We start from the raw sequence: 26,621 nt of genomic DNA on the forward strand, positions 1-26,621 counted from the left end.
GAGAGCTTTATGACAGATTATCCAGCTTCATTAATTCATAAAGAGATGCGGCTTGGAGAATTGAGAAAACTGGCTGATTCAGCCGGTTTTCCAGCTTTATTAATAAATCATGATAAAGAGAGCGTAGAGGGTGTCATTTCCGAGTTTGCTTATTGGCGGTCACTTGCCATATATGGAGAAGAGGCATTTGTGGATCTGAGTATCAATAAAAATTTTAAAATGGTCAATGAATTAGCTGAAATTCAAAATTCGGCTTTTTTTTCTGCCGAGTTTTTTATTGTCCCAGACTCTTCTGGAGGATTTTTTGTATACGAAAAAGACCAGTTAAAAAATGTCTGGTTGAAAGAACAGTTATATAGTACGGAAAGAATGAATGATCTATTAAAAGAAGAAATATATATTTTGCAGAAAAAGGTGGTAGAGCTTGAACAGGTTATCAATACATCATATGATGAGATATTTGTAACAGATGGTGAAGGCAAAGTTCTTTTGGTTTCTGATGCCTGTCAAAGGATGACAGGTGTTCCTAAGGAAAGATTCTTAGGGGAAAATATTTATAATCTTGCAAAAGCAGGTTTAATCAATAATAGTGTCACCATTGATGTTTTAAAGAAAAAGAAAATGGTGTCCGCCAAACAGAGCTATCCGAATGGTGTTCAAGTAGTTGCAACTGGAATCCCCATTTTTGATCATGAGGGGAACATCTATCGTGTGATTACAAATTCAAGAGATATTACAGAGTTGGTGCAGCTCAAAAATGAACTGGCAGAAGCAAAGTCCATTTTAAACGAAAGGTCAGCAGAGGATCTTGAGAGAGGGAAAGGTCCTTTGTTTACTCATAATGATGATATGCTGGCTTTGATTGATATGGCGAAGAAAGTAGCGGTGACAGAATCAACTATTCTTATTCAAGGTGAATCTGGAGTCGGAAAAGGCATACTTGCCAAAATAATCCATGAGGAAAGCTTAAGAAAGGATCGTTCTTTTGTATCAGTGAATTGCGGGGCCATCCCCTTGTCGCTGATAGAGTCAGAGCTGTTTGGATATGAATCAGGAGCATTTACAGGGGCGAAAACAAAAGGAAAGGCGGGGCTTGTGGAACTAGCGGATGGAGGGACGCTTTTTCTTGATGAAGTGGGTGAACTCCCCCTAGAAATACAAGTCAAGCTCCTACACCTTGTCCAAGAAAAGACATTCAGACGAGTAGGCAGCAATCAATTAAGAAAAGTCAATATTCGTATTATATCGGCAACGAATAAAGATTTAAAGTCCATGATGGAAAAAGGCCTGTTCAGGGAGGATCTTTATTACCGACTCCATGTTGTTCCATTAAACATATTGCCGCTTAGAAAGCGTGTTGAAGACATTCCTTTTCTTCTCCAATTATTCTTGGAAGAGTTCAATGAAAAATATGACCGCAATGTCATTATATCCGATGAATCGCTTGCTGCCCTCCGATCATATAGCTGGCCAGGGAATGTCAGGGAGCTTGAGAACATGGTGGAGCAGCTGGTCGTTACTGCCAGTACCGATATTGTTTTTTTGGATTGCCTGCCAGATCAAGTTAAAAGCGGGAACGGAAAGCCGCTTGTCGTCATGAAAGGAATCATTCCATTAAACGATGCAGTGGAAAGCGTTGAGAAACAATTATTAAACACCGCAATCGACAAATATAAAACTTCCAGAAAAATAGCAGCAGCTCTTAAAGTGAATCAGACTACTGTGATCAGGAAACTGAAAAAATACGGATTAAGTACTACAGGCATACATCCATTTAGTGATCTTAAATAGCCTACCATATTTCTCTGGTAATCAAGCACCCTTATGCCGAATATAATAAAGTGAGCCAGAGTGGGTTTAAGGAACACAATTACATAACTGGGCGTATACTGTGTCTGAATGAGAGGTGAGAAGCTGTGGATGAGCCAATCAAGATGAAGAATAACGGTCAGATCAGTATAATGCTCAATATGCAGAAACGCGATCAGTCAAGGCGATTGGAAGGAAGACCGACTGTTTCTACTCCTTTGTCGAGCCAGCATGCGATATTAAAAGAAATTGAAGAGGAAATGAATGCTCTTGTAGGGATGCAGGATGTGAAAAAAACACTTAAAGAAGTTTATGCATGGATTTATATCAATAAGAAACGGGAAGCTGCCGGGCTCAAGACGAGCCCACAAGCGCTGCATATGATGTTCAAGGGAAATCCGGGAACTGGTAAAACGACAGTTGCTCGTCTGATTGGAAAGCTTTTTCAAAAAATGGGCGTCTTGCCAAAGGGGCATTTAATAGAAGCGGAAAGAGCCGATCTTGTTGGAGAGTATATCGGTCACACAGCTCAAAAAACTCGTGATTTGGTAAAAAAAGCGGCAGGTGGAATTTTATTTATAGATGAGGCTTATTCCCTCGGGCGCGGGGGAGAAAAAGACTTTGGTAAAGAGGCGATCGACACTCTTGTAAAACATATGGAAGACAAACAACATACATTCATATTAATATTGGCAGGATATTCCAAGGAGATGGACTATTTTTTGAGTTTGAATCCCGGGCTCCAGTCTCGTTTTCCATTGGTGTTTGAGTTTCCGGATTACACGGTGAATGAACTGATGGAAATAGCCGCCCGAATGTTAAAAGAAAAGCAATATGAACTGAGCCGGGAAGCCGGATCAAAATTAAAGGATCATCTGATCTATGTGAAAGCGCAAAAAAAACCTTCATTTTCCAACGGAAGATATGTCCGGAATATGATTGAAAAAGCAGTGAGATCTCAGGCGATGAGGCTTTTGACGGAGCCCCATATTAACCGTAAAGATTTGATGATGCTGCTCAGCAATGATTTTAAACTTAGCAAAAATACTTAGCTTGAAACCGCCTTCGGGCGGCTTTTCTTTTTTGAAATCAAACAACATTTGCTATGATGAGAGAATAATGCAAAGAAAGCAGGGGATGTTGTGCCATCATCAGAGAAAGAAAAAGTGATCCTCGTTGGCTGTCAGTTGAATGACAACGATCAGAAATTCCAATATAGTATGGATGAGCTTTCTTCGTTAACATCTACCGCCCGCGGAGAGGTCATTGCCCAAATTCAGCAAAAGCGGGAACGCCTGCACCCGGCGACGTATATTGGCAAGGGTAAATTGGAAGAGCTGCATCAGCTTGAAAAAGAACTAGAGCCTGATTTGATCATTTTTAATGACGAACTAAGCCCGACTCAATTGCGAAATTTGCAAAGTGTACTGTCAAGCAGGGTAATAGACCGTACACATTTAATTCTTGATATTTTTGCACAGCGTGCAAAATCAAAAGAAGGGATTCTACAGGTCGAACTAGCCCAACTACAGTACTTACTGCCCCGGTTAGCGGGACAGGGGACGGCTCTTTCAAGACTTGGAGGCGGAATCGGTACAAGAGGGCCGGGGGAAACCCAGTTGGAAACGGACCGCCGCCATATCAGAAGACGGATCGATGATATCAAAAGCCAATTGCAGACGATTGTCAAACATCGCGAGAGGTATCGCAAAAGGCGAAAAAGGAATAACACTTTCCAAATTGCAATCGTCGGCTACACGAATGCTGGAAAATCCACATTGTTCAACCGGTTATCAATGGCAGAATCTTTTGAGGAAGATAAGCTATTTGCGACCCTTGATCCTATGACTAGAAGAGTCGTACTGCCAAGCGGTTATTCCGAATTGATAACAGATACCGTTGGATTTATTCAGGATCTGCCTACGACCCTTATTGCCGCTTTCCGTTCCACTCTGGAAGAGGTGAATGAAGCAAATCTTCTGATTCATGTCGTTGACAGCTCCAATCCAGATTATTTCAGCCATGAAAGGACAGTAAATGAGTTGCTAAAGGAGCTGGATATGGAGCATCTCCCGCAGTTGCTCGTGTATAATAAAGCGGACGAAGTACGTTCTGATTTCGTTCCAAGCTCTGGAGAAATAATGTTGATCAGTGCATTTGATGAAGAAGACAGAAACCGATTAAAGAAAAAAATCGAAGACATGTCTATTGCTTCCATGGAGTATTATCACGTAATTGTCCCTTCTGATGAAGGCCGTCTACTCTCGGTTTTAAAAAGCGAAACTATTTTACGTGAGCTCGTTTTTCTTGAAGAGAAGCAGGCCTACAGATGTAAGGGTTATGTTCTTCCAAATCACCCAATTATCGGGTCTTTAAAATTATTTGAAATTTGAAGGGGTATTGAAAGCAAAATGTATAATTATTTACAGCATGAAAAGACGTTAAGGCCTTTGATTGAACAAGCTGAAGAAAAAGTAGCCGACATACACCGAAAGATTGAGCGCATCATTGAAGAAAACCAGTATAAAGTGTTGCGAAGCTTTCAGAAGCATCAGGTGGCGGAATTCCATTTTACTCCGTCAACAGGTTATGGATACAATGATTTAGGTCGAGAAACTCTTGAAAAAATTTACGCTGATGTGTTTGGCGGGGAAGCAGCCCTTGTCCGGCAGCAAATTGTTTCAGGCACCCATGCAATTTCTATAGCTTTATTCGGCGTATTGCGTCCTGGCGACGAGCTATTGTATATTACGGGAAAACCGTACGATACACTGGAAGAAGTGGTAGGGATCCGCGGAAATGGGAGCGGGTCGCTGAAGGAATTTGGAATTAGTTATAACGCAGTACCGCTTATGGAGAACGGAAAGGTGGACTTTGAAGCCGTATCGCAAGCGATGAAGCCGAATACGAAAGTTATTGGCATTCAGCGTTCAAAAGGCTATGATGACCGCCCGTCATTTACAATCAAGGAAATTGAAGAAATGATCCGTTTTGTAAAGGAAATTGATCCAAAGGTCATCGTTTTCGTTGACAACTGCTACGGGGAATTCGTAGAAACATTAGAACCATGTAATATCGGGGCTGATTTGATGGCTGGTTCCCTCATTAAAAACCCCGGTGGCGGCTTGGTAAAAAGCGGCGGCTATATTATTGGAAAAGAAGAGCTGGTCGAAGCTTGTTCATACAGGATGACGTCTCCGGGACTGGGAGTCGAATCAGGAGCTTCCTTATATACTCTTCTGGAAATGTACCAAGGGTTCTTTTTGGCGCCTCATGTGACAGGCCAAGCCGTAAAGGGTGCAGTATTCACCTCAGCCTTATTGGAATTAATCGGACTTCAAACGACGCCTAAATGGGATGATTTCCGGACTGATTTGATTCAAGCGGTTCAATTTTCAAATGCTGACATGATGACAGAGTTTTGCCAGGCCATCCAGGCTGCATCGCCAGTTGATTCACACGTTACTCCTTTTCCAAGTGAAATGCCGGGCTATAATGACCAAGTCATTATGGCGGCTGGAGCATTTATCCAAGGAGCAAGCATTGAACTATCGGCTGACGGTCCCATCAGGCCTCCGTATTCTGCCTATGTTCAGGGCGGGCTGACATACGCCCATGTAAAGATTGCCATCGCCTCTGCGGTAGACCGTTTAATTGAAAAAGGTTTGATCAAGCTAAATTAAGTGTATATATATAAATGACAGCATTTTACTGCTGTCATTTTTTGAAAAAAAACTTGACAGATGAAAACGTGGGAATTATATTACTAAAGTAATATTTTTCTCCGCAGATCTTGTCATGGCTGCAGAGTGATTCTGCTTCACACGGGAGGAATTTTGTTCGATGGGAATATTTACGAAAGAAAGTATTGCACAGCTTGCTGAAGAGCAAAATGTAAAGTTTGTAAGACTCCAATTCACTGATATCGTTGGTACGGTCAAAAATGTGGAAATCCCGATCAGTCAATTGGAAAAGGCTCTCGATAATAAGATGATGTTTGATGGATCATCAATAGAAGGCTTTGTACGGATCGAAGAGTCTGATATGTACCTGGTGCCGGATCTTGATACGTGGGTTATTTTCCCATGGACTGCCGGAAAAGGCAAAGTGGCTAGAATGATTTGCGATGTCTATCATAAATCCGGCGAGCCATTCTTAGGTGACCCGAGAAGCAATTTGAAAAGAGTTTTAAAAGAAATGGAACAATACGGATTCACAGACTTCAATTTGGGTCCTGAGCCTGAGTTCTTTTTATTCAAGCTGGATGAAAAAGGCGCTCCAACTCTTGAGTTGAATGATAACGGTGGTTACTTTGACTTGGCCCCTACGGACCTTGGAGAAAATTGCCGCCGCGATATCGTGCTTGAACTTGAAGAGATGGGATTCGAAATTGAGGCATCCCACCATGAGGAAGCACCTGGCCAGCACGAAATTGACTTTAAATATGCGGACGCAGTTACTGCGTGTGACCATATTCAAACATTTAAGCTGGTTGTTAAAACAATTGCACGGAACCATGGTCTTCACGCCACATTTATGCCAAAACCATTATTTGGCGTCGCAGGCTCCGGAATGCATTTTAACATGTCCCTGTTCAGAAATGGGAAAAATGCTTTTTATGATACAAACGGAGAACTGGAATTAAGCGAGACGGCGTACCAGTTCATGGCAGGGGTTATCAAGCATGCTCCTGGCTTTACGGCCATCACCAACCCGACCATCAACTCCTATAAGCGTCTTGTGCCAGGTTATGAAGCACCTTGCTATATCGCTTGGTCTGCACAGAACCGCAGCCCGCTTGTCCGGGTGCCTTCATCAAGGGGACAAAGCACACGGATTGAGCTCAGAAGCGTGGATCCAACCGCTAACCCATATTTAGCGATGGCAGTCCTGTTACAGGCAGGTTTAAGCGGGATCAAGGATCAATTGACACCACCGCATCCTGTTGATCGGAATATCTATATCATGAATAAGCGTGAGCGTGAGGAAGAAGGCGTTGTAGATCTGCCGCATAACCTCGAAGAAGCACTCCAAGAATTGAAAAACGATGAAATCATCAAGGACGCTTTGGGTAAGCACATCTTTGAAAACTTCATCGAAACGAAAGAGATTGAATGGGAAATGTTCCGGACCCAGGTTCATCCTTGGGAGAGGGAACAATATATGACCCTTTATTAAGTTTGATATAACAGCATTTGTGTTTGGGGTGAGTGGTGGAAATGATTCGGATAAATACCTTCACCCCAAAAAATTAAAATATCACTTAAAAATACTGTCCATGGGGCAGTATTTTTTTTGTCCATTTTTTTTGAAACATGAGAATATATATCGTAAGTGATCTGCATGCTGCGATGACCTAATCTTTCTTGTATGAATTTCATATCTGTCCTAGCTTCCAGAAGCAGCACTGCATGGATGTGACGTAAACAGTGGATGGGAGCTTTGGCAAACCGGCCCGTTTTAAGATTCGCTCAAATGCGTTGAAAAGGGTAGACTTTTGGGTGTAGTTTCCGTGTTTTTACTTTAAGTAGGATTTTTTTACATCATTAGAATCATTTAAATGAAATTTTGTCATTCAGGAGGGAATGGGGGTTTTATTTAAACCAAATGTAGTAAGTAAAGGAAAAAATTCAGAGCTGACAATAAAATTTTCGGCTGAAAAAAAGGCATTGAACCAACCTGTCCATTTCTAGAAACGGTTGAAAGATCAACAGCATTCAGCTTTTAGGTTATAAGCTCTTTTTTGCTGTAGAGTTGGTGGCTATGGTTGTGCATCCACCAAATGCACAATTTTTCTCGCTTTATTATGCTGTTTTTTCGGAACTTCTATAAATTACTCCAGGAAAACTCAGGGTAAACAGGCTTGTTTCGTTGTATTCCAATTCTATTATAAAACATCACGGAGTGCCCGATCAGGAAGGTTGAAAAATACAGAAATGTATCGCCGATGTGGTATTTTTTTCAGCCAAGTCGTTATTGACTTTGTTTTTTGTAAGGAGTGTTTGGAGGTTCTCCTGCAACAAATCTAGAGTGAGAAAAAAGTAGAAAAAAAGTGGGACCAAAAGTAGTTTGATTCGTATTAGATATTAATGACAACTACGAAAAAGAGAAAAGAGGTTTTTGCATGAAAAGTAATAGTTTCAGAATATCATTAATTATTACTGCGATCTTAGGATTGCTTTTCCTTTCAGGATGTAATTTTTTCAGTAATGAGGTAGGGAAAATGAAGGAGGCCCTAAAGGGCCGCGAAGTAGTCATCCAAACATATGATGAAGACAGTAATATCATTGATCGTATTCAAGGTAAGTCTGTCAGTATTGGTGCTGATAAGAAGTTTGATTTAACCGATAGCGAAGGAAAGACCGTGGAAAAGTCCTCAGTTATTGGTTTTACGGTTGGCGGTGAATCGGTTGTCCATGTGGGCAGCAGCTTGATTATGTATGAAACAGGACTGGAAAATGTATTCGAAGAGTATTCAAAAAAGGTTGATATTGAAAATATTGACCGGTCAGTCCCGTTTGTTAATCGGCTTGTTAATGATATGAAGAATATCACTACAGGTAAAAGTAAAGTCATTTTAATTCGATCGCAATCAGGTAAACCATTAGCTACATTCGTGGGTGACAAAGTCTCATATTTTGCGACCGATATAGATAAATCAACAGGAATTTTAACGATCTTCTAAAAGAAGTCCCCTACTTCAATCGGCGATAGCCGGTAAGTGGGGGATGAATTTTAGTTTGGCGAAGCCAAAAAGGTAAGAACACTTGTTTTCTATCGAACCAAAAGATAAAATAAATATAATCGAAATATTTAGAAAGGAAGATCATTGTGTTCAGAACTCTAAAAGTCGGATTCAAAGCAAACAAGCAAATCATTGACCAATTGTTTGATATCCGTCGTACTTGCGGGCAGGTCTGGAATGACTGTGTGAGCCTTGCTAGATATTATCACCGCCTCGGCGGTAAATGGATCACTAAAACTCAACTACAAAAAGAATTGAAAGGTCTATATCCCATCCATAGTCAAACGATACAAGCAGTGGCTCACAAATTTTTGGATGCCCGTGAAGGAACGTTAGAAGCCAGGAAAAAGGGCCTGAATCCCCGTTACCCTTGGAAGTTCAAAAACCAATTCAACCCCAAATGGGTGGACGAATCTTTTTCCATCAAAGGTAAGAAACTGACGCTTAGCCTCGGTAATTGGAACGGCAAACGTCAGAAAGCTTTAGTGCTGACGCTGGCAAAGAGCATTCCGTTCGAGGTGAAAGAAGTCGAATTGGTATTTGACCAAAATCTCTACATTTGCCTCTCTTACGACGATGGAAAAGAAACAGAAGAAAACAGCAACACTCAAACAGCAGCTGTGGATCCAGGGGAAATCCACACCATTGCATCTGTTCACGAAAATGGAAACAGCATTATTATTACTGGAAGGAAACTGAGAAGCATTCACAGACTGCGAAACAAAAAACTAAGGGAACTACAAAAATTAATGTCTCGATGTAAGAAGCACAGCCGACAGTGGAAAAAATATAACAGAGCGAAGCAATATATCCTTTCAAAGAGCGAAAAGCAGCTAAAATATCACCTGCACAAAACAACGAAGCAATTTGTAGAGTGGTGCGTAGAAAATAATACAAAAACTATTTTGATAGGGGACACCGAAGGTGTCCAAAAGAATACCAAAAAGAAAAGAAAAACAAACAAAAACTTGCGCCAAAAACTATCCAACTGGAGTTTTGGAAAAATCAATCATTACATCAAATATAAAGCTGAAACTTATGGCATAGAAACCATCAAACGAAAAGAACATTATACGTCGCAAGAATGTCCTTCTTGCGGGAATCGCAAAAAAACAAAAGGCCGAGTTTATAAATGCCGCTGCGGTTATGAATGTCACCGTGATCTCCACGGTGCGGGGAACATCTTAACGGAGTACCTTTACGAAAACTTCCGGGTAATCAAACACAAAGATCACATATATCTACGGGCCTCCTAGAAAATCGCTGATTTTCCGGGAAGAAGTAGTAGACGGGCAGAACCGCCCTAGAAGGAGAAGCTTTCATCGTTCGTACTTCTGTTGCCGAAGGTGGGAGCCCGCTTTGCAGGTGCTCAACCACTATAATGTCTTACGGACATGATCTGGTATCGCAACACCATTTTTCTGCCCTTCGGGCAACGGCCGCTCCCTTGGAGTCGCTGGCGAAAACTGGATGTCGCGCAGGCCAGCGGAAACCCCCACTTCTAGACGATTTGTTTTTTAATCGGCTAAGTGAGGGAGGTTCATTAGATGGACAGTACTTATTCATTTATCGTTGTGACTATACAATCTATGATGCGAGCCTGTTGAACTAAAAACAAATATCACTAAATGGGTGCAGATTATGAAAAAACATTCAAGTCATTCCAGAGGTACCAAACTAATGATATGGATAATGTTAGTGTTAACGGTAGCAATGCTTATTTTTTTTATCAATAATATCGTGAATGATTTGTATTATCAACCAGTCAACTATACAAGTGCTTTGGGACTAGCTTTTGGAGTATACCTATGTGTATATGCTCTATTCGCCCTTAAATCAAAAAGGTAAAGATGCGATCTTTTTTCTGATGTGCCAAGATACACGAATAACTTCTTGATGGTTACTGGGACGATCCAGCTTTTTTTCCGAAGATATACTACGATTCTACCCTGATGAATGGAACGAAATGTACTTTATTGATTTTGCCGCCAGCCCTTCGAATCGCCCGTTTACAAGAAAAGGGCTTTTCTTTATGAGAATGGGTCGCTTTATTTGCTTAAAAGACTTAAAATTTGAGTAACTAAATAAAACAAGAGGATGAGTAATATGAACAGAATAAATTTGATAACACTTGGTGTAAAAGATATGGATGACTCTTTAAAATTCTATAGGGACGGTCTTGGTTTTGAAACGATGGTGGATGAAGATAATCCAGGAATTGTGTTCTTTAATAATGGGGGAAGTAAATTAGCATTATATCCTTTACATGAGTTGGCAAAAGATATCAATGAACAGGAAGCCCCGGTTAGAACAGGTTTACCAGGTATTACTCTTGCTTATAACGCAAAATCCGTTGAAGAAGTTGATCGGATTTTTGAAAAAGCCGAACGAGCTGGAGGGACAATTGTCAAAAAACCTCAAACTGTTTTTTGGGGCGGATATAGCGGATACTTTTCAGACCCTGATGGCTATTATTGGGAGGTTGCTTATGGGGAAGATTGGCAGTTTGATGAAAATGATATGTTAATTATTGAGTAAAAAAATTCCCTATCCACGAAAAAGCCCGGTGCTGACCCGACCGGGCTTAAAATGATCACCGTAATGTTTTTGCGACTGAAATATTAGCCTATGAATTATATCTCTTTAAAAAAGTGTACCTTTAAATTTCTCCGGTTTTTTTACATAGCTTTCAATTATAAATCCACAATCAGTACAAATAACATATTCAACATCTGAGCCCAGGCCCATCTTACCATCCGGGTACATAACTCCATACCCTGTATGCTTACCCTTGCCCAATTCTTTTCCACCACATTTTGGGCATTCTGCTACTTTTGTAGATTTTTCCATTTTGAAAACCTCCGTTTAAGGTTCGGGTTTGATTGTCCAAAGTTCTAATACAGGTTCGCGTGCTTAAGCAAGTAGGAATACGAAAAAATTTTTAATGACATAGATATTGAAACGATCTTCTTAGTCAAGGAAGATATAAAACAAATAATCCCAACTTGTATAAACAAGAGTTAACCAACAAATGACCAATCCAATAATGTTTGTTTTGATTTATTATCTCTATTTTATCATTTCCTGACAGACAGACCGTAAGTATGTTAAGTGGGAGTAGTTCAAAAAGAGTCATATTCCACATTTAGATCATTCATAGGAAGGGGGAAATTATAGGATATGTTATACATAATAGCATCTTTGCAGGTAAACGGTGAAAAATAAGCTCCGAACAGAGTTGATAACTTGAATCATCCTGAAAAACTCTAATATCTCTTCAACGTTCCTGCTTTGCTTGAAAGAAAAGCCCGAAAGGGCAGGGCATTAATTAACAAAAGTAGTATTACGAGCTTTCCAGTCTTCTAATTTTATAAATACCCAAAATCCATAAATACCCAATGTAATGACTGTAAAGAACCACCATTTAATCCAATGTCCGAATAATCCAATTGCAGAACCATGAAATTGCATTCGCTTACCTTCGATGACAGTGTGATTAATTTTCCATCCATAGATCATGGTGATAGACCATGGATAGCAAATACCGAAGGTGCAAATCGTTACAAGCGTACCAAGAATAGCCCAACCTATGTACTGTAATAGTCCTCCGTCAAAATAAGATGTTCCTCCTTTACGTGTTTCAAGCTTTTCCGTTTGCACGTATACCCCTCCATTTTTGGATTATGCAAGTTAGTTTTCCGCGAGGAATCAAGTCTTTCTACCAATTCATATTGGATGTACCTTTACTTTTTCTAACCCCAGCCATTCTATCTCCATTATAGGAATCGACAAGTTTTTATCTACACCCGATATCTTTTTCAGAAACGCTTCGTTGGAAATGTTTAACTTTAAGGTGCATACGAGGAGATAAAAATGAGCTGCTGCAAATTTTCAGCGGTTATTTATTCCGTTTCTTTTTTTCTAGGAAAATCCAACAATAGTATGTAATCCAAAAACCAAGAATCGCCAAGAATGCGTAAAATGTACGATGATCTGGGAGTATGATAATTAGGACAATCCCCAGAATAAGAAACGGGGGGAAAAGTATAAAGTATTTCTTTTTATCCATTTTCATCCTCCTTGAATAGGTAAATAAATCCTATCATTTTATTTCTTAGAAAGGAAGTAATTGCTGTATTTGCTTAATTAGAGAGATAACGGAGGGGGAACTCGTTGAAAGATTGTCAGCGGTTATTTTAGTGAAGGATGCACTAGGGATCTACATCCACTTAATGGTTACCTAATATTAAAATGATACATATTATTCGTAAGTTTAAAACGATGCGGGAGGTGCTTCAAGCAATGATTAAAAGGATCTTTAATTTATTTAAAGGTAGAAAATCAAATTCCGAAGAGCCCCAAAAGCTTGAATCAGTATCAGACCTGAAGACAGACATTATTTTTATAAAGCTTGGGGCTTAAATCAAACATATTGTAGTGCCCTAACTAACAGCGGGATTATTTAATCCATTGAAGGAATTCCAAGCGATTACCGAATGGGTCATTTACATAAAAACGTTTAGCGCCTTCGAGTGGTTCATCTTCAATGACTTTGATCCCTTTATTGATTATCTGCTCGCGCAGCCCTTCTAAATTTTCAACGTGGAAAGCTGGATGTGCCTTTTTGGCCGGTATAAAGTCTTCCTGAATTCCTATATGAAGTTGATGCGCTCCACATTTAAACCAAACACCGCCACGTTTCACCAAGTTTTCGGGCTTCGGGATTTCCTCCATGCCAAGAACACCATTGAAAAAACCACGTGCTATATTTTCGCTTCCTTTTGGTGCAACTAATTGAACATGATCAATTCCAGTGAATGAATACAACATAATAAAACACCATCCTTCTCCAATTCGTCTCCCAACTAAAAGTATAACTTGGACTATTAATACTTAAAATTATTCATTCCATATAAATGTCAATAAGCATTTCTTATCGTATTTTTAATAGATCCAATCTTATCCATGTTTAATGATCTTCAACAAAATGGCCCGATCCCGATGGGTAAAGTATATGTCTTAAAATCATCATCCGAAGGTTGAATATTGCTCGCCAGAACCAGTATGATCTTTTGCTCCACAACACCGAGCTTATAGTTGGCTTCAATCAGGACATTGGACTTAGTGACAATATTATCCTTACTCGGCTCAACCAATTCAATGGATGCCATGAACAATGACATTATGACAAACTTTTTACTATAACAAAAGAAAAATATTGTTATATTTCATTTCATAATGGCTAAACACACCAAAGATGTTATCTTTCAATGAGATGGGGAGCCTCAATACCGTTTCGCATCCGGTGATAATCCACACCATGTCTTGTAGGCGGAACCAAAAATGTTATAGTTCGCACCATTTTTGTTATAGTTAAGTGCTGAAAGGCTTGATATAACAACAAATTTCGACGCGGAAAACAATAGAACAAGGAAAACATCTAAAACAAAATAATAGTAAAACACAAAACAAAGCGTGAAGTTGTCTTTTTGTCAGAAAAAGTCTTATTCCACAGGTAAGTGATAGAAACAAATCGTCTTCTCTCCACCGGAAAAATTGTCCCTATTCTCAAGGCCTCGCCACCTATAAGTGTTTCGGCACAAGCTCAAAAATATCGTGGTTTTCAAATGCTTCGACCACTCGGTCAACCCATTCGTAATAATGATATGCATACTCCAATTTATCAATGTCTATCATGGCAAGTTCTTTGATTTCCGAGCTAATATTTTCATCTTCAACCAGCTTTTTCAATTCCGCCAGTGATTTTTTTATCGCAGTAAGATGCATGGAAACAGCGTTCCTCCACTTGATGGAAAATAAGTCTATGAAACCCTGGTACCAGTCTTCCTCTACTTGGTACAGGTCTTTTCTGACACCCTTTTTCCAGACCCGCTCCACCTGCTTGATATCGGACAGGGCTCTGACAGCTGTGCTCATACTTGTCTTGCTCATTCCCAATTCTTCTTTCATCTCATCCAGCGTCAACGGTTTACTATGGAAAAACATCGTTCCATATAATCTTCCAGCAGAATGTGTCATTCCGTACAAGTCAATATTTTTAGCGATAACTTCGATAATCCGCTCCCGAGCTTTTTCAAGTTGTTCTCTGCCCTCCAAAACACTCACATCCTCAAAATTTCTCACGCTAATTCTTAATTACATTATTACAGATTGTTTGTAAAGTAAAGAATTCAATGGGGTAGGATACAACAGGAAAGCAGAGCATTTGTAAGCATGCCATTCATTTTTCGTGTACAGTTTAAACTGTACACACTTTATAAACGTTATGTGCTGAATACCATGTTTGAGTCGATATGCTGTTTCCCCTACACTTGTAATATAGCTAAGGGGTGAAAAAATGAATGAGAAAAAGTCATATAAGAAAATAGAAGTTAAAGATGTGACTAAAATTTTTGGCAAACATCCAAAAAAAGCGTTGCAGCTTTTGGATGCCGGAAAAACCAAAGCAGACATCCTGGAGTCAACGGGTGCAACTGTCGGGGTCAAAAATGCAACATTCGATGTCTATGATGGTGAGATATTTGTCATCATGGGGCTTTCCGGCAGTGGAAAGTCGACTCTTGTCAGGATGCTGAATCGACTGATCGAACCGACGGCAGGACATGTATTCCTGGACGGCGCGGATATCGTATCCCTGAATAAGGAAGAACTGCGGAAAGTAAGAAGAGAAAAGATCGGCATGGTCTTTCAAAAATTCGCACTCTTCCCTCACCGAACCATACTGGAGAACACGGAATATGGGTTGGAGGTCCAAGGGGTGAGCAAAGAAGCACGGGATATAAAGGCAAGAGAGTCATTGAAACTCGTTGGACTCGAAGGTTATGAAAGCCAGTATCCAGATCAACTGAGCGGCGGAATGCAACAGAGAGTCGGACTTGCAAGAGCGCTTGCCAATGACCCGGATATTTTGCTCATGGACGAGGCATTCAGTGCACTCGACCCGCTGATTCGGAAAGATATGCAAAACGAATTGATTCAATTACACGATGAAATGGGCAAAACAATCATTTTCATCACACATGATCTGAATGAAGCGCTGCGGATTGGTGACAGGATCGCATTGATGAGAGACGGACAGATTGTCCAGATAGGCACACCAGAAGAGATATTGATGAATCCATCCAACAAATATGTTGAGCGGTTCGTCGAGGATGTGGACCTCTCCCGTGTATTGACAGCGAGCCACATCATGAAACAGGCGGAAAGTGTACAATTGGACAGAGGACCAAGGGTTGCTCTAAGACTAATGAAGCACCATGGCATTTCTTCCATCTATATAGTCGATAAACAAAATCGCTTGCTCGGAGCAGTGACCGCCCAGGATGCCAATAAAGCATTTGAACAGGGCAAGTCGCTGAAGGATGTCCTCATTGAAAACATTCCTGCCGTGAAGGTAGACACCCTCCTTTCTGATCTCTTCAATCTCGTTTCAACCGCATCAATTCCTGTTGCTGTAGTAGATGAGAAACATAGACTGCAAGGGATCATTATCCGCGGAGCCCTCATCGGCGCCATGTCTGGTGATAATGAGTTTATTAATGAACAATCCGAATCAATGGACAGCATTCATATGCGGGAGGTGCATTAGATGAGTATGAGTGATTTAATCCCGCAAATTCCACTTGCTGCGTGGGTGGATGAAATGGTGGATTGGCTCGTCACGACATTCGGTATTGTTTTCGACGGAATAACTACTGTTTTGGACGGTTTTGTCACAGGTTTGGTGGATCTGTTTAATATAGCGCCATCCATTCTGTTCGCACTGATTTTCGGATTGCTGGCATGGTGGATAGCAAATAAAAAAATAGCCCTATTTTCATTTATCGGGCTATTATTCATTGATTATTTAGGTTATTGGGGCCCGATGCTTCAAATGCTTGCATTGGTTCTGACATCGGTCATCATTTCAGTGGCCATAGGAATTCCAATCGGCATCTGGGCATCCCAGAATCATACCGTCAGAAGAATCGTTACACCGATTTTGGACTTTATGCAGACGATGCCTGCATTTGTTTACCTTTTGCCGGCCATTTTCTTTTTTAACATAGGAGTGGTGCCGGGAGTGATCTCTTCCGTCATTTTTTCAACACCTCCTACCATCCGGCTGACAACACTTGGTATCCGCCAGGTTCCGGAGGATTTAATTGAAGCGACAGAAGCGTTCGGTTCAACGACGATGCAAAAATTGGTAAAAGTGCAAATCCCACTCGCTATGCCTTCAATCATGGCCGGTGTGAACCAAAGTATCATGCTTGCCCTATCAATGGTCGTCATCGCCTCCATGGTAGGTGCACCGGGACTTGGGGAAGAAGTGTACCGCGCTGTGACACAACTGAAAGTAGGCGTCGGTTTTGAAGCGGGTCTGGCAATCGTGGTTATTGCCATCATTTTAGATAGAGTGACACAACAAGCAGGAAAAGGAAAAGGAAAAGAAAGGGGATCGATTTCATGAGTTTGAAAAAGAAATTTACAGGATTAGGAGCTGCGGCACTATTGGCTGTCGGCCTTGCAGCATGTGGAAGCGACGACGCAAAGTCAGGAGGAGATTCCTCCGGATCCGGCTCTGTCGGGGAAAGCGTCAATTACAAAATCACGGGGATTGACCCTGGTGCCGGAATCATGGAAGCAACAGAAAGAGCCATTGAAGACTATGACCTAGAAGACTGGGAACTAGTTTCCGGTTCTGGCGCTGCTATGACCGCCGCTTTGAAAAAAGCTTACGATAAAGAGGAGCCGATCATTATTACTGGTTGGAACCCGCACTGGATGTTCTCTAAATATGATCTAAAATATCTCGAAGATCCGGAAGGTTCCTATGGTGGAGAAGAAGAAATCCATACCATCGGCCGACTCGGTTTAAAAGAAGATAAACCGGAAGCATACAAAGTCCTTCAGCAGTTCCATTGGAAAGAAGAGGACATGGGAGCCGTCATGGTTGACATCCAAGAAGGCGCAAAACCGGAAGATGCCGCTAAGAAGTGGGTCGAAGAGAATCAGGATAAAGTGGATGAATGGACAAAAGGTGTAGACAAAGTCGACGGCGACAAATTTAAATTCATCTATGTCTCTTGGGACAGCGAAATAGCCAGCACAAACGTTGTAAAAACAGTCTTAGAAGATCTGGGATATGAAGTGGAATTATCACAGGTTGAAGCAGGTCCAATGTACACCGCTGTAGCGGACGGAAGCGCAGATGCTCTGCTTGCTGGCTGGCTTCCTGTCACACATAAAACATATCTCGAAAAATTTGGCGACAAGCTGGACGACATTGGAGTCAGCATGGAAGGCGTAAAAATCGGTCTGGCCGTCCCTGAATATATGAACATTGATTCTATTGAGGATTTAAAAGAGTAGTGATGAAAGGAGCTCCCTTTTAATATGGAACCTGTAGTTAGGACACTTGAAAAAGAGTGTTTTATCTACAGGTATTTTTTTATATACTTGAATTTCAAGATATGGGGAATAAGGGGACAACATGAGTAAGATAACATTTACACCTAGAGAGATAAAAACACTTCAAAATTCAAGATACAGTGAAGGAAGTCAAATATTTATTAATAAAATTGGCGAATTAACCGAAGCCAAAAGAAGAAGAAAGTCGGAAAGCCGTATTAGGAGAAACAGGACAAGGAATTGCCCTCTTGTCCGGCTTAGTAAGGTGGAACCCTGAAACACGAGGAAAAAAGGCAATATCCAACTCCTGTTTTTTACTCTTCGGGTAACTCTGAACTAATCGTTGTTTTTCGCATATTGCTTCGGAGATTTGCCGATTGCTGCTTTGAAATCTTTGCTAAAATGGGCTTGATCGAAATAGCCGAGATCCATCGCCAATTGAGTCATATCCGCTCCACGTTCTATTAACTCGATCGCCTCATGCATTCGATAACGCCGAATAACCCATTTAGGGCTCACACCTATATATTGATTGAACCAACGTTGTAATGTCCTCTTGGAAATGCCGAACTGATCGACTAAGTGTTCGACTTTAGTGATGTCAGCATTATAAACGATCTTATCAATCACTTCATTCAGTAAGTCAACCGTTTTATCATGTTCAGGCATACTTTGCTGTAATAACTGTTCAACGATCACAATCTTCTCTTCTTTATTCTTAAGTGCAAATAGTTGCTCTTCAAAAGTATTAATATCTAAGTTAAAGTAATCGGAAATATTGACGACTTGATCTGTAAGTGTAGAAACAGGCGCTTGGACATAGCAATGAAAAGCTCCAGGTCTAAAAAGAACGCCTACAATCTGTCCTTGATCTTGTAAAATATTTACAGATTTTCTGCTTTCTATTCCGCATATGTACGAATTGCCAGGCTGGAAAACCACGTTTACTCCCGGATGCTGTAAAACTTCTTGGGTATAGGGGGAATGTTCTCGTAAGTCCCACTCGACAAGCCAGTAATGTTGTATAAAAAATTTGAGACTGTCGGACGGAGCGTGACGGGTAATTGAAAACTTATTTTTGCCCGTTTCATAATTCAAAATCCCCATATTCGGATTGCGATTGTTTTTCACTTGATTCAGCCCCTGATACGAATTTTTTGCATTCATGGGTTGGCGCGATTTTACAATAATTAATGGCTGACACATGTTATGATTTCATTATAAACCACAATTGATCCTAACGGACGAAGCAAAAGTCATTAAATGAGCAGAAAATATTAGTTTATAGTGGGAGGAATTAAACGTGAAATTGGAGTATGTATTTTATATCGATACGAATCCTGAGCAAGTGTGGGATGTTTTGGTTAACCCGGAGAAATCAGTCAAAGCATTCATGGGTGGAGTTATCCAATCAACATATCAGGTGGGCGATGATATTCAATTTATAGGACCGGGTGCCGATGGAGATGAGACTGTTCACATTTATGGCAAACTACTTCAATATGAACCGAACCGAATTTTGAGCTACACGGATCACCCTGGTCCTTCTCACTACGCTGAACATGCCCAGATGGAAAGTCGAGTTACCTTATCTTTGGAATTAGTAGGCGCATGTACAAAACTCCATCTTATTAATGATCAATGGACAGAGAACAATCCTCTCTTCAGTAAAACAGATCAATACTGGTGGATGATACTAAGTAACATTAAAACTATTGCGGAAACTGGAAGATCTCTGGATTTAGTTTTCTAGCCAAAGAGCGTTATTGTGCACCTGTTTTAAGAAATATTTTGCATTATAAGTGAAAATAAAAAAAGCTATACTAGCTACTTTAATGGAGCAATAAAAAAGCATAGCCGCAGATTTGCAATAATTAAAGTATTCGTGTGGCGATTGCCAAAAAAAGGCGGCCTATCTATTTTAGATAGGCCGTATTACATAGACAAAATAATAAATGGATTGAATAGGTGATAAAATGAGAGTATTTCGTACCAGATTTCGGCGTATATTAAGGTTGCATAATATTGAATTCTTTCAAATTGTTCTAAGCGATGACGATAGAGGAGCATTTTTATTGGTTTATGATGAGGAACGTGTAGCACAGAAGCCAGACGATGGAAATCATATAAGATTGTTTTTGATTTCAAATTTTGAGCTGTCAGATTCATCCTGCCAAGATGTTTTAAGTTTTAATGATGATCTTTTGGGAATGAAGCCTAATTGTTCATATTTTATGGACATTTTGCGTGTAGAAGAGGAATTTGATTATGATTTTCCATTTCATATGCTTGCAGTACGTGACTATATTCAAGAAATATTATCTACTGTAGGTATTGATGAGAAGCTTCCAAACTTAAAAAATACTGATTTTAATTACTTATCTCAGGATAGATCATGCCATATCCAGTGATTTAAGCATGATGAACGAGACGCTTTTCTTGGCTCATCATTTAACACATCGATAAAACAAACCCGGCGTTTGTCCGGGTTTTATTTACGTTTAAAAGTAATTAGGGAAGCAAGCTGCGAATCAAGAATGGTGCTTCTTCTTTTGGCATAAGGGGTGGCGTGCCTGCCTCAGGTAGAAAATAGATACTTATGTAAATTATGATGAACGGAGTAACAAAGCATAACAAAAATAATACAGATATGAATCCTGCAATGGACATGTTTAAGAACTTCATATCCTATTACTTCCTTTCATAATAAATATAAAGTGAAGATATCTCGAACAAGGGAAGGTAGCAAGTCAGGCTGAATGAAATTTTTCAATATCACTGCTGTTGTGAACATTAAATTCATATTTCTTTTTTTAACATAAGTATACATGCTGATTAAATACAGATGAAAGTGAAATTTGGTCTACTCCCGGTTGTTATAATGGGTTTCTGAATAAATTCGGAACTTCGGGAGGTCAGAATATTGATTTCAATACGAAAGCAGGGACTGGTTGCTTTTTCTATTCTGCTGCTTGCAGCATGCAGTCCTGCTCAGGAAAATGCTTTAAACGAATTTCTCTCTGAAAATCAGAAAAAAACAACTGAATCTAATCAAAGTGTAGAAGAGCATCCAGCGTGGAACGACAGTCCGGCTGAGCCAGTGATTGGCGAAAGTACTGTCGAAGCGCCAATAAGCAATAAAAAAAGTGATTAACAATACTGGCTATGTAAGAGTTTTTTTAACTTCATTCAGCAGAAGTCTCCCACTTCTGTAAGTGGTGAGATGAATGCGTATTGGTATTCCATTCAGTGGGGGTTCAAACCCCGGATGAATAAAGTTAAGCCTCCGGCGGATGCCACAGATTTTCAGAGGTAATTTATCGAGCGGAGCTCGATAAAATCTGGGCACAAATACGCCAAGGCGCATTTGATAATGCCTGAAAGGCTGCTATTGGTTTCATTTTCTTTTACGGGTTAGGTTGCTTTAAGGTCTGAACAAAATAATAGGTCTATCATTTTGTTCATCCTTTGCTGTTCTTCGGGGGTTAGGATATCAAGTATAGATTTGATATTGAAATTATTGTCAAATATTTTTTGTCAACAATAGCTCTTACAACATCTCAAGTACCATTTATTTAATATATAATCGGAAAATAGTAAGAAATTTTCTTTTGGCAGACTTTGTTAAAACTAATGAACCCGTTCGTCAAATAATTTTTGTCCTATCATTCAGACCGTTTTAAATAATTGGGGGAGGTCACTTCACGTATAAAAATTATTGCGTCATAGTGGTCTTGTAGATAAATAAGGGTAAAGGCCTGAAAATCCGGATTCCAATAACCACCATCTTCTTTTGAACCACCTTTTTTTATCGATGATTTGTTTTTTTACATCCAATGGAAGAAATAAGTCTGATTCTAATGTCTCATAAAGTAATGACTCTAAATGACTTTTTTTTCTTAATATCTATTTCTAATTCAACCCGTAATTGCGTTGCAAATTCTCCACTACCAGCATAAAGCCCAATTGCATAAATGTCTTCAGGATACTTTTTTGCAACCAATACCCGACCGATCTAATTCCTAATAATTTTGCAATCAGGGCTCGTCTTTTTCGTATATGAAAATTATGAGCCCAAACAATAATCTTTTCATTTTTATAATAGTGATTCATCAACCACTCTAAATTTTGAAACATATTAAACTCTCGTTGGATCCCAGAAGACAGATAACTTTTTAAATTCACCTGTAACCATTGCAACCTATTTTGCATGCCCCGTTGGATTAATAGAAACATCCTTTGTACTTCAGGATTCGTGTAGTTTTTCCGTTTGATTTCTATAAATTTTAATACGTTTTCATATTCTTGAATGGCAACTTTCATTCTCTTTTTTAAAGATTTTGTTATCTTTATCAACATTTCATCTTGCAATTCAAAATAATGTTCTTCAACAGTTCTCATAGATTCATATAACTCTTAATCCGTATGATTTTTTATCCAATCTAACATAAGTTCAGATGTTAAAGGATAAGTAGGCTGGGGATCCATTCCACTAAGTGTTATAGTCTGAGCCCATTCCTCGGAAAACAGTGCCTTCATTTCTTCATTATGGTAAATATCTAATAAGCTATTTTGGATTTGTTTCTCAGGAGAGTCATTACTTAAAAACTGTTTGCACAAGGTCGCTTCCAAAAGACCGCTTTCAAGTACAACAACATGAAACTCGTGATATTGGTGTAAATAACGGATTAAGTCAGTTTTGATCGTGAAATAGTCTGCTATTCCGTGTGAATTTTCACCAAGAAGTATAATTCGCTTATCTTTTATAAAATGTTCGATAAATGAAAAGTCATTACCTTCTTTTATTTCAGAAGCAGTTCTTTTAATTTGTTCCTTCCAGCGATTTCTTGTTTTTTCTCTGACAAAATTCATCATTTCATCCCTCATTTAGCAATGACTGTATCGGTAGTTACACAAGAAAATTTAGCAAATGTCTTCCATAGAATAATCCGAATATCTCGATGCAGTACAAGTACCATAACGAGGAGTATCTTTTTTCATATTTCATAACACTTTTTCCATACATTTGGGAAGTATATGTATCCCATTTTTGTTCGTTAGACTATTTTAGTTTTTTTACAACGTAACAAATGTATTAGATTGATGATACCTCAATACTACTATTGTTTCATCTAATACTCCACTGAATAGTCAGATTTATACATTAATTATTATTTAACTATTAAAAAGGTAATTCCACATTTTTAATACACTAATCGCCTTGCAGGAATACTAGAATGTGTAAAGATTAAGTGAAGTACTTAGGACCGAAGAAACCCCTCGAGCATCTGTCGCCCTAACGTTACCTGCAAGAGTGAAGATTTATAGTCTGATACTCCAAGGTAAATCGGAAAGGTATTTCAATCGGCTACCAAAATATAAATCGAAAGTAAGAGAGAGGGATAGAAGGCTTTTACAGAAAAGTTAGAATTGGGTCAATCAACATTTAATTACCGGTGAAATGCCGTTTTTGTTATAATCTTGATGGGCGGTATCATTATTGAACTGCACCGTCGAGTGGCTGTTTTAACTTCATTCAGCAGAAGTCTCCCACTTCTGTAAGTGGTGAGATGAATGCGTATTGGTATTCCATTCAGTGGGGGTTCAAACCCCGGCTGAATAAAGTTAAGCCTCCGGCGGATGCCACAGATTTTCAGAGGAAATTTATCGAGCTTAAGCTCGATAAAATCTGGGCACAAATACGCCAAGGCGCATTTGATAAAGGGTTATCTGCCCGGATCCGTAATCGGACAGGGACAGAAGGATGAAAAGCATACGTGTAAAATCAGGATCCTTCTGCCTTCTTGCCGGGATTCTTTTTTGATTTATGAATCCATTTGGAGTAACAGGAGGAATGAATATGTACAGAACAATGATGAATGGAAAAATCCATCGTGCACAAGTGACTGAGGCCAATTTAAATTATGTAGGCAGTATAACGATTGACGCAAATATTTTGGATGCAGTCGGCATGACAGCAAATGAAAAAGTGCAGATTGTAAACAATAACAACGGTGCCCGCTTGGAGACGTATATCATTCCGGGCGAAAGGGGGAGCGGGATCATCTGCTTAAACGGAGCTGCCGCCCGCCTTGTACAAGAAGGTGATATCGTAATCATTATTTCCTATGTTCTTGTCCCAGAAGAAAAAGTAGCTTCACATCAGCCGAAAGTGGCCATTATGGATGAAAACAACCGTATTAAAGAAATTCTAACGGCTGAACCGGAAAATACAATATTGTAATCGAACACTTACGCCAACAGCTTGATATTCGTTGGGCGTAAGTGTTTTTGTATGGAATGAAACGCCAAATAACTTTTCTAAGGATGCTTTACTCATGAATTTTTTAGCGTATTATCGGTAGTCACGCGAGATAAAATTTGACAAATCAATAATAATTTAATGATAAACATTAAATTATTATTGATTTAAATTAGTACAATTATATTGTGAAAGGGGAATGTATAATGAGACAGCCACAACCAAACATTTTATGAAATTCGTCAAGTTATTGATTATTGTTTTAAACATCCTGTTATTTTCATGCCTTCTTGGGATGACGTTGATTGTTGTGTCGCTGTTTGCCATTGGCTTTTTCCCAATAGAAACGGTACAGAGTGTATTAGTAAAGGAAAGCATTCATTTATCCATTCATATAGAGGCCTTTAAAATAATCGTGGATCAAGATTTTGTGCGTCATTTTCTCCATGAAAAGCGTTATCTCGTTCAAATTTTGCTTATCGTGATGATATTGATAGGTATTGTTTTCATTATTCTTTGGCAACTGCGTACATTAGTTTAAAATATTCGAAACGGAATGATTTTCTCTGGGCGAAATAGTAAACAGATGAAATGAATTGCTTATATGATTATCTTTTTAAGTATTACGATTCGGCCGCTAAAGACGTATTTTCTCTATTCAGTTGGAAAAATGGTGTCTTTGGATATACTGCTGACACAAGTTGAGTGGATTCATAGCATTCAATATCAACTATTTGGCATTGATTGGTCCTTGTTACTATCTGGAGCCTTATTATGGATTTTTTCAAAAATCTTTAGTTACGGTGCTTTTTTGCAGGAAGAATATGACGCTACTGTGTAGGAAGTGATGAGTTGTGTCAATTATTGTTCGGTTAGACCGCGTCTTGGCGGATCGCAAAATGCAGTTGAATCAATTAGCGGAAAAGGTAGACATATCAATTGTGAATCTTTCCAACCTGAAGACTGGGAAAGTGAAAGCGATTCGCTTTTCAACATTAAATGCGATTTGTAAAGCATTGGACTGTCAACCTGGTGACATTTTGGAATATGTGGAAGATATTGAGGAAAGCAAATAGAAGAAAGTTGAGTCAGGGGATTGTCTCATCTAAAAAAATATAACCAATAAAGGAGGCAATTATATGGCTATACTTATTAGTGCTTTTATACAGTTATTCATTTTTACCTCCGTCCCATTCTTGTGGTGGTTGATTGTGAATAAACGACGCCAGCCATTTTTCGTCTGGATCGGGTTGAAAAAGCCAATGATTGATGACAAAAAACAATGGTGGATTACATTTACGGCAACATTGTTATTATTATGCGGCCCTTTATTTTTCATCCTAACCACGCGTGTGGATACAATGGCTGTAGCAGCATCTCAGTTTGCCGGTCTTGGGGCAAAAGCAATAATACCTGCATTCATCTTTTCCTATTTGCAAACCGGTTTGTCTGAGGAAATCCTTTTTCGTGGATTTTTAGGCAAACGTTGCATTCACGCATTTGGATTTGCCATAGGGAACTTCATTCAGGCGACATGCTTTGGACTTGTACACGGCTTGATGTTTTTGTTTCTAACGGATATAGCCGGGACGATTGTAATCATTTTCGTCACAGGTACTGCCGGTTGGCTTATGGGTTGGATAAATGAAAAATTATCAAAGGGATCCATTGTCTCTAGCTGGTTGCTCCATGGCAGTACGAATATGATTTCGTGCATCCTCATGATGTTCTCTCTTATCGGTTCAAATTAAAATCAGAAAATAAATTACGAGAAAATTAGAAATCTTTATGACAAATTATTAAAAGCTCCTGTCCTCAACCCGCTTAATTCCACATATTTCTAGCTTTATTACAAAAATAATAGTTTAATAGAGATAATAATTGAAAAAGGAGATGTACATATGGACCTTTCTTATCATGAAATTATTGTTGCTATTGATGGGTCGAAGCCTTCGGACTGGGCATTCAAAAAAGCGATTGAGGTAGCCAAAAGAAACGATGCAACCTTGAATCTAGTTCATGTAGTAGATACAAGTTATTACCGCGGTATTGAAATGTACGATATGAATTTTACTAAGAAGGCCCTTGGTCAAGCCCAGGAGCTTCTAGATCGCTATGCTCAACAGGCAAAGGAACAAGGCCTTGACAAAGTGGAAACTATCGTTGAAGAGGGTTCTCCAAAAACAGTTATTACAAAACACGCAGCAAAAAAAGTCAATGCAGATTTAATCATATGCGGGGCAACAGGAATCAATGCAGTGGAAAGAATGTTCCTTGGGAGTGTTTCCGAGCATATTACTCGCCATGCTAAGTGTGATGTTCTCGTCGTTAGAACTGAGAAAGAATAAACAGATCAGATAAACCGAGCCATTAGAGATCACCTAAAAAATA

Annotated in this window: 28 protein-coding genes and 1 pseudogene; 20 read left to right on the forward strand and 9 right to left on the reverse strand. The window is 39.4% G+C overall.

Going from position 1 to position 26,621, the window contains the following annotated elements; genetic code table 11:
- The first annotated feature begins 9 nt into the window (after positions 1–9).
- The 5 genes from D5F11_RS20650 (at position 10) to glnA (ending at position 6,987) form a co-directional block, all read left to right on the forward strand.
- The gene (locus D5F11_RS20650) at positions 10–1,791 is read left to right on the forward strand and encodes a sigma-54 interaction domain-containing protein (RefSeq protein WP_185830825.1); all 1,782 of its coding nucleotides are present in this window, start codon (positions 10–12) and stop codon (positions 1,789–1,791) included.
- Between the two features lie 125 nt (positions 1,792–1,916).
- Entirely contained in the window at positions 1,917–2,861 is a 945-nt protein-coding gene (gene spoVK, locus D5F11_RS20655; protein WP_120119220.1) for a stage V sporulation protein K, read from the forward strand.
- A gap of 90 nt (positions 2,862–2,951) precedes the next feature.
- Positions 2,952–4,202 (forward strand): GTPase HflX, encoded by a 1,251-nt coding sequence (hflX, locus tag D5F11_RS20660; protein ID WP_120119219.1) that lies wholly within the window; start codon positions 2,952–2,954, stop codon positions 4,200–4,202.
- An 18-nt stretch (positions 4,203–4,220) separates the two neighbouring features.
- Complete coding sequence (locus tag D5F11_RS20665) at positions 4,221–5,492, forward strand: methionine gamma-lyase family protein (RefSeq protein WP_120119218.1); 1,272 nt, start codon at positions 4,221–4,223, stop codon at positions 5,490–5,492.
- A gap of 160 nt (positions 5,493–5,652) precedes the next feature.
- Positions 5,653–6,987: a type I glutamate--ammonia ligase gene (gene glnA / locus D5F11_RS20670; protein WP_120119217.1), complete on the forward strand. Its 1,335-nt coding sequence runs from the start codon at positions 5,653–5,655 to the stop codon at positions 6,985–6,987.
- On the opposite strand, the gene D5F11_RS27945 is transcribed toward glnA, so the two are convergent.
- A complete protein-coding gene (locus tag D5F11_RS27945; protein ID WP_342776054.1) occupies positions 6,984–7,190 on the reverse strand; it encodes a hypothetical protein in 207 nt (68 codons plus the stop codon). The two genes, glnA and D5F11_RS27945, sit on opposite strands and share 4 nt — an antisense overlap.
- Positions 7,191–7,933: 743 nt before the next feature.
- Here D5F11_RS27945 and D5F11_RS20680 point away from each other — a divergent pair.
- From D5F11_RS20680 to D5F11_RS20690, 3 genes are all read left to right on the forward strand, one after another.
- Positions 7,934–8,494, forward strand: coding sequence for a DUF5052 family protein (locus D5F11_RS20680; RefSeq protein ID WP_120119215.1), 561 nt, complete (start codon positions 7,934–7,936; stop codon positions 8,492–8,494).
- Between the two features lie 146 nt (positions 8,495–8,640).
- Positions 8,641–9,810 (forward strand): RNA-guided endonuclease InsQ/TnpB family protein, encoded by a 1,170-nt coding sequence (locus tag D5F11_RS20685; RefSeq protein WP_126646648.1) that lies wholly within the window; start codon positions 8,641–8,643, stop codon positions 9,808–9,810.
- A gap of 850 nt (positions 9,811–10,660) precedes the next feature.
- A complete protein-coding gene (locus D5F11_RS20690; protein WP_120118788.1) occupies positions 10,661–11,092 on the forward strand; it encodes a VOC family protein in 432 nt (143 codons plus the stop codon).
- A gap of 105 nt (positions 11,093–11,197) precedes the next feature.
- On the opposite strand, the gene D5F11_RS20695 is transcribed toward D5F11_RS20690, so the two are convergent.
- The 5 genes and pseudogenes from D5F11_RS20695 to D5F11_RS20715 all read right to left on the reverse strand — a co-directional run bounded on the left by D5F11_RS20695 (position 11,198) and on the right by D5F11_RS20715 (position 14,671).
- The gene (locus D5F11_RS20695) at positions 11,198–11,404 is read right to left on the reverse strand and encodes a transcription initiation factor TFIIIB (protein WP_120118787.1); all 207 of its coding nucleotides are present in this window, start codon (positions 11,402–11,404) and stop codon (positions 11,198–11,200) included.
- A 474-nt stretch (positions 11,405–11,878) separates the two neighbouring features.
- Positions 11,879–12,214, reverse strand: coding sequence for a YjgN family protein (locus D5F11_RS20700; RefSeq protein WP_120118786.1), 336 nt, complete (start codon positions 12,212–12,214; stop codon positions 11,879–11,881).
- Between the two features lie 798 nt (positions 12,215–13,012).
- Complete coding sequence (locus tag D5F11_RS20705; protein ID WP_120118785.1) at positions 13,013–13,384, reverse strand: VOC family protein; 372 nt, start codon at positions 13,382–13,384, stop codon at positions 13,013–13,015.
- A gap of 170 nt (positions 13,385–13,554) precedes the next feature.
- Positions 13,555–13,725, reverse strand: a pseudogene (locus D5F11_RS20710) (replication initiation protein); the annotation flags it as partial.
- A gap of 412 nt (positions 13,726–14,137) precedes the next feature.
- Entirely contained in the window at positions 14,138–14,671 is a 534-nt protein-coding gene (locus D5F11_RS20715; protein ID WP_120118784.1) for a GbsR/MarR family transcriptional regulator, read from the reverse strand.
- Positions 14,672–14,912: 241 nt separating this feature from the next.
- Here D5F11_RS20715 and D5F11_RS20720 point away from each other — a divergent pair, with 241 nt between their 5' ends.
- Genes D5F11_RS20720 through D5F11_RS20730 form a run of 3 tightly spaced genes read left to right on the forward strand, consistent with a single transcriptional unit; the run spans position 14,913 to position 17,929 of the window.
- Positions 14,913–16,163, forward strand: coding sequence for a quaternary amine ABC transporter ATP-binding protein (locus D5F11_RS20720; RefSeq protein WP_120118783.1), 1,251 nt, complete (start codon positions 14,913–14,915; stop codon positions 16,161–16,163).
- A 6-nt stretch (positions 16,164–16,169) separates the two neighbouring features.
- Positions 16,170–17,027, forward strand: a complete 858-nt coding sequence (locus tag D5F11_RS20725) for an ABC transporter permease (protein ID WP_120118796.1) — start codon at positions 16,170–16,172, stop codon at positions 17,025–17,027.
- A gap of 2 nt (positions 17,028–17,029) precedes the next feature.
- On the forward strand, positions 17,030–17,929 hold the full coding sequence (locus D5F11_RS20730) for a glycine betaine ABC transporter substrate-binding protein (RefSeq protein ID WP_120118795.1): 900 nt from the start codon (positions 17,030–17,032) through the stop codon (positions 17,927–17,929).
- 375 nt (positions 17,930–18,304) lie between these two features.
- Here D5F11_RS20730 and D5F11_RS20735 read toward each other — a convergent pair whose 3' ends face one another.
- On the reverse strand, positions 18,305–19,099 hold the full coding sequence (locus D5F11_RS20735) for a helix-turn-helix domain-containing protein (protein WP_120118782.1): 795 nt from the start codon (positions 19,097–19,099) through the stop codon (positions 18,305–18,307).
- A gap of 172 nt (positions 19,100–19,271) precedes the next feature.
- Here D5F11_RS20735 and D5F11_RS20740 point away from each other — a divergent pair, with 172 nt between their 5' ends.
- The 3 genes from D5F11_RS20740 (at position 19,272) to D5F11_RS20750 (ending at position 21,122) form a co-directional block, all read left to right on the forward strand.
- Positions 19,272–19,721: an SRPBCC domain-containing protein gene (locus D5F11_RS20740; RefSeq protein ID WP_120118781.1), complete on the forward strand. Its 450-nt coding sequence runs from the start codon at positions 19,272–19,274 to the stop codon at positions 19,719–19,721.
- A 286-nt stretch (positions 19,722–20,007) separates the two neighbouring features.
- Positions 20,008–20,379, forward strand: a complete 372-nt coding sequence (locus tag D5F11_RS20745; RefSeq protein ID WP_185830830.1) for a hypothetical protein — start codon at positions 20,008–20,010, stop codon at positions 20,377–20,379.
- Between the two features lie 512 nt (positions 20,380–20,891).
- On the forward strand, positions 20,892–21,122 hold the full coding sequence (locus tag D5F11_RS20750) for a hypothetical protein (protein ID WP_120118779.1): 231 nt from the start codon (positions 20,892–20,894) through the stop codon (positions 21,120–21,122).
- Between the two features lie 758 nt (positions 21,123–21,880).
- Here the strand turns inward: D5F11_RS20750 and D5F11_RS20755 are convergent.
- The gene (locus D5F11_RS20755; protein WP_120118778.1) at positions 21,881–22,369 is read right to left on the reverse strand and encodes an erythromycin esterase family protein; all 489 of its coding nucleotides are present in this window, start codon (positions 22,367–22,369) and stop codon (positions 21,881–21,883) included.
- A 15-nt stretch (positions 22,370–22,384) separates the two neighbouring features.
- Positions 22,385–22,843 carry a TraB/GumN family protein gene (locus D5F11_RS20760; RefSeq protein ID WP_120118777.1) on the reverse strand — a complete coding sequence of 153 codons (459 nt, stop codon included), beginning with the start codon at positions 22,841–22,843 and terminating at the stop codon, positions 22,385–22,387.
- Between the two features lie 695 nt (positions 22,844–23,538).
- Between D5F11_RS20760 and D5F11_RS20765 the strand changes: the two genes are divergently transcribed.
- From D5F11_RS20765 to D5F11_RS20790, 6 genes are all read left to right on the forward strand, one after another.
- On the forward strand, positions 23,539–23,736 hold the full coding sequence (locus tag D5F11_RS20765; RefSeq protein ID WP_120118776.1) for a hypothetical protein: 198 nt from the start codon (positions 23,539–23,541) through the stop codon (positions 23,734–23,736).
- A gap of 92 nt (positions 23,737–23,828) precedes the next feature.
- Positions 23,829–24,212 carry an aspartate 1-decarboxylase gene (gene panD / locus D5F11_RS20770; protein ID WP_120118775.1) on the forward strand — a complete coding sequence of 128 codons (384 nt, stop codon included), beginning with the start codon at positions 23,829–23,831 and terminating at the stop codon, positions 24,210–24,212.
- Positions 24,213–24,429: 217 nt separating this feature from the next.
- Complete coding sequence (locus tag D5F11_RS20775; RefSeq protein WP_120118774.1) at positions 24,430–24,771, forward strand: hypothetical protein; 342 nt, start codon at positions 24,430–24,432, stop codon at positions 24,769–24,771.
- Between the two features lie 313 nt (positions 24,772–25,084).
- Complete coding sequence (locus D5F11_RS20780; RefSeq protein ID WP_120118772.1) at positions 25,085–25,306, forward strand: helix-turn-helix domain-containing protein; 222 nt, start codon at positions 25,085–25,087, stop codon at positions 25,304–25,306.
- 63 nt (positions 25,307–25,369) lie between these two features.
- Entirely contained in the window at positions 25,370–25,981 is a 612-nt protein-coding gene (locus D5F11_RS20785) for a CPBP family intramembrane glutamic endopeptidase (RefSeq protein ID WP_120118771.1), read from the forward strand.
- A 150-nt stretch (positions 25,982–26,131) separates the two neighbouring features.
- Complete coding sequence (locus D5F11_RS20790) at positions 26,132–26,578, forward strand: universal stress protein (RefSeq protein ID WP_120118770.1); 447 nt, start codon at positions 26,132–26,134, stop codon at positions 26,576–26,578.
- Positions 26,579–26,621 lie beyond the last annotated feature (43 nt).

This window comes from Siminovitchia terrae (genome assembly GCF_003605405.2).
GTDB lineage: Bacteria > Bacillota > Bacilli > Bacillales > Bacillaceae_C > Siminovitchia > Siminovitchia terrae.

Coding starts and splice junctions, on each gene's coding strand:
- D5F11_RS20720 (WP_120118783.1), top strand. CDS start 14,913: ATGAATGAGAAAAAGTCATATAAGAAAATAGAAGTTAAAGATGTGACT.
- D5F11_RS20705 (WP_120118785.1), bottom strand. CDS start 13,384: ATGTTGTATTCATTCACTGGAATTGATCATGTTCAATTAGTTGCACCA.
- D5F11_RS27945 (WP_342776054.1), bottom strand. CDS start 7,190: ATGAAATTCATACAAGAAAGATTAGGTCATCGCAGCATGCAGATCACT.
- D5F11_RS20775 (WP_120118774.1), top strand. CDS start 24,430: ATGTATAATGAGACAGCCACAACCAAACATTTTATGAAATTCGTCAAG.
- D5F11_RS20790 (WP_120118770.1), top strand. CDS start 26,132: ATGGACCTTTCTTATCATGAAATTATTGTTGCTATTGATGGGTCGAAG.
- D5F11_RS20760 (WP_120118777.1), bottom strand. CDS start 22,843: ATGATGAATTTTGTCAGAGAAAAAACAAGAAATCGCTGGAAGGAACAA.
- D5F11_RS20725 (WP_120118796.1), top strand. CDS start 16,170: ATGAGTGATTTAATCCCGCAAATTCCACTTGCTGCGTGGGTGGATGAA.
- panD (WP_120118775.1), top strand. CDS start 23,829: ATGTACAGAACAATGATGAATGGAAAAATCCATCGTGCACAAGTGACT.
- D5F11_RS20765 (WP_120118776.1), top strand. CDS start 23,539: ATGAATGCGTATTGGTATTCCATTCAGTGGGGGTTCAAACCCCGGCTG.
- D5F11_RS20650 (WP_185830825.1), top strand. CDS start 10: ATGACAGATTATCCAGCTTCATTAATTCATAAAGAGATGCGGCTTGGA.
- D5F11_RS20785 (WP_120118771.1), top strand. CDS start 25,370: ATGGCTATACTTATTAGTGCTTTTATACAGTTATTCATTTTTACCTCC.
- D5F11_RS20680 (WP_120119215.1), top strand. CDS start 7,934: ATGAAAAGTAATAGTTTCAGAATATCATTAATTATTACTGCGATCTTA.
- D5F11_RS20695 (WP_120118787.1), bottom strand. CDS start 11,404: ATGGAAAAATCTACAAAAGTAGCAGAATGCCCAAAATGTGGTGGAAAA.
- D5F11_RS20755 (WP_120118778.1), bottom strand. CDS start 22,369: ATGAGAACTGTTGAAGAACATTATTTTGAATTGCAAGATGAAATGTTG.
- D5F11_RS20690 (WP_120118788.1), top strand. CDS start 10,661: ATGAACAGAATAAATTTGATAACACTTGGTGTAAAAGATATGGATGAC.
- D5F11_RS20665 (WP_120119218.1), top strand. CDS start 4,221: ATGTATAATTATTTACAGCATGAAAAGACGTTAAGGCCTTTGATTGAA.
- glnA (WP_120119217.1), top strand. CDS start 5,653: ATGGGAATATTTACGAAAGAAAGTATTGCACAGCTTGCTGAAGAGCAA.